The 492-nt window shown below is 40.4% G+C and carries 1 pseudogene; it reads left to right on the forward strand.

The features are described from left to right. Positions 1-492 (forward strand): annotated as a pseudogene (locus FCS21_RS17635) (DNA mismatch repair protein MutS); the annotation flags it as partial.

Here is a 492-nt window from a genome sequence, read left to right on the forward strand (position 1 = left end):
AATGGCAAAGCCTGCTTTCAGAAATGCAACCGATGGACCATCTCGTCCAATTGATCGACCAAGCTATCCAAGATGATCCGCCGTTACAAATAACGGAAGGAAACATCATCAAAGATGGATTCAATGAGCAGCTCGATACGTACCGTTCTGCTATGAGAAACGGAAAGAAGTGGCTAGCAGAACTTGAAGCAAAAGAGCGTCAAGAAACAGGAATCAAGAACTTAAAAATCGGATTTAACCGCGTTTTCGGTTATTATATAGAAATCACAAAAGCAAATCTTGGAAATGCAGAACTGGAGAAGTATGAACGAAAACAAACCTTAGCAAATGCAGAGCGTTTCATCACGCCAGAACTAAAAGAATTGGAGACACAAATCCTCGAAGCAGAAGAAAAATCTGTTGATTTAGAATATCAGTTGTTTTTAGCTGTGAGAGAAGAAGTCAAAAAGGCTATCCAGCCGCTACAAGTACTTGCAAAAGCAATCAGCACAG

Origin of the sequence: Colwellia ponticola (assembly GCF_005885605.1) — a bacterium.
GTDB lineage: Bacteria > Pseudomonadota > Gammaproteobacteria > Enterobacterales > Alteromonadaceae > Colwellia > Colwellia ponticola.